2 protein-coding genes are annotated in these 2,288 nt (G+C 40.0%); both read left to right on the top strand.

The features are described 5' to 3' along the window. Positions 1-318 (top strand): penicillin acylase family protein (locus CXF78_RS20735; protein ID WP_180957235.1); only part of this gene is annotated, 318 nt, incomplete at its 5' end. A 561-nt stretch (positions 319-879) separates the two neighbouring features. Further along, positions 880-2,288, top strand: a 1,409-nt coding sequence (locus tag CXF78_RS20740; protein WP_102037824.1) for a carbon starvation CstA family protein, incomplete at its 3' end; no start/stop codon positions are given.

A 2,288-nucleotide genomic window follows, 5' to 3' on the forward strand; every position in this document is an offset into this window, starting at 1 on the left:
GACACCTTAATTCCTCAGCATAAATATAGCCCTGTTATGGATGTTGTTTCTGGTAATGCTACAGCATCAGGATTAACGGCTGAAGGTTACCAAGTGCGTTATGGTTCAAGTTGGATGATGACAGTGAGCTTTACTGATGATGGTCCTAAGGCAAAGGGCATTTTGACCTATTCAGAGTCTAGCAATGTGTTGAGTCCAAGTTTTTCCGATCAAAGTGAGTTGTATTCTTCGACAAAACAATTACGTCCATTGTTATTTACTGAGGCAGAAATCCAAGCATCAGTTGAATCTAGCATCGAGCTAACCCTACAAAAATAGACTAACGGTGCATTCTGGTTGAGCTTACAAAACTAAAACCTCACTGATATTTGTCGGTGAGGTTTTATCATTTTAATAAGTGAATGAACAAATAACAGCTACGGAATAGAATTGTCTAGATTGTTCGCATCAGAATGAGTAGGCATTGAGGATCACTTGATTTAGCAATAATGTAAGACGTATTACTTCGCTTGCCACCTATAAAGATGTCTTTTAGGTAGTGCATTTACAACGACGTAATTACCTTGGGTGTTTAAATGGTTAGCTAGCCCTTTCTTTTTTGTGGGAATACGAAGCACTACCTGAAGTCGCGATGTGAACAAGTGATTATGCTTGAATTTTTTTGATGAATGAATATGGCTAATAAAATGGCTAATTATAAAGGAGTAAGGGTAAGCCATTAACAGGCTTATAGTTTATCGTAAAAGCGAGTATATATGCATGAAAAGTGATTAGTAGCAATCCCTACTTTGGTATAACACCCCGTTGCTTGACCTATAAAGCTAACTGAAACAAACTCGACATTGAATATATTCCTATAAATAATTGGATGATAATAATATGCTGATTTTCCTCATTTGTATCGGGCTGCTCGTGCTCGGATTCAAATTTTACAGTCCGTTCGTTGAGCGACAAGCTGGTATCGACCCTACTGCTAAAACCCCTCAAGAACGATTTACTGATGGCGTTGACTATGTTCCTGTTCATCCAGTTAAAGCTTTCTTAATTCAATTTCTTAATATCGCCGGTGTCGGACCGATATTCGGGCCAATTTTAGGTGCATTATATGGCCCTATAGCACTGGTTTGGATTGTGATTGGTAACGTACTTGGTGGCGCCGTTCACGATTACTTTTCTGGTGTGATGAGTATTAAAGAAGACGGTAAAAGTTTACCTGAAATTGCCGGCCATTATTTCAATGTGTACTTTAAAGGTGCCATGTTGATATTTACCGCGATGTTGCTCTTCTTCGTTGGTGTTGTATTTATCATGAGCCCAGCAGGGCTGCTAAGTAACTTAGATTATTTTAAAGATACCTTTTTGAGTAACAATACCTTTTGGGTATTACTTATTTTAGGTTACTACTTCCTCGCGACTTTGTTACCGATAGATAAAATTATTACAAAACTGTATCCATTATTTGGTTTACTAATGATTGTAATGACAACATCAATTGCTGTTGCATTGCTAATCCATGCGCCGCAGCTACCTACCGTTGACGGTATCTTTGCTTATTTCGATCACAGTCACTACAACAATGATTTATTGGAGCCTAATCCTAGTGGTTTACCAGTATGGCCATTGTTGTTTGTCACTATTACTTGTGGCGCAATCAGCGGATTCCATTCAACTCAAGCACCGATTATGGCGCGTTGTTTAACTAACGAAAAATACGTTCGTCCTGTGTACTATGGTGCAATGGTTGCGGAAGGTGTTGTGGCATGTGTATGGGCTACTGCAGGTATCGCAGCTTTCCCTGGTGGCTATATCGAACTTAAGAGTGTTCTCGATATTGGTGGCCCTGGTATGGTTGTTAACCAAGTGGCGACCACTTACTTAGGTGTCGCGGGTGGTATTATGGCAATTATCGCGGTTGCGGTTTTCCCAATTACCTCAGGTGACACTGCGTTTAGAGCATTGCGATTAACCATTATTGATGCGTTTAAAATTCCGCAAAGCGTCAGAAACCGTTTACTGGTTGCCATTCCTATTCTGATTATTGCTTATTTTATGACTAAGATTGATTTCACTCTAATCTGGCGTTATTTCGCATTCTCAAATATGTTGTTATCAACTAGCGTATTGTGGCTTGCGACTAAGTATCTGTTTGATCGCGGTACCTTCCATTGGATTGTCAGTATTCCAGCGATTATTGGTACTTGTGTGACAGTGTCGTACATCATGACCGCAGGTATAGGTTTTGGATTGCCGCAAGCGCTGAGCCAGCCCGTGGGTATTACTGTAGGTGT

This window comes from Shewanella sp. 11B5 (assembly GCF_002836795.1).
In the GTDB taxonomy this organism is placed as follows: domain Bacteria; phylum Pseudomonadota; class Gammaproteobacteria; order Enterobacterales; family Shewanellaceae; genus Shewanella; species Shewanella frigidimarina.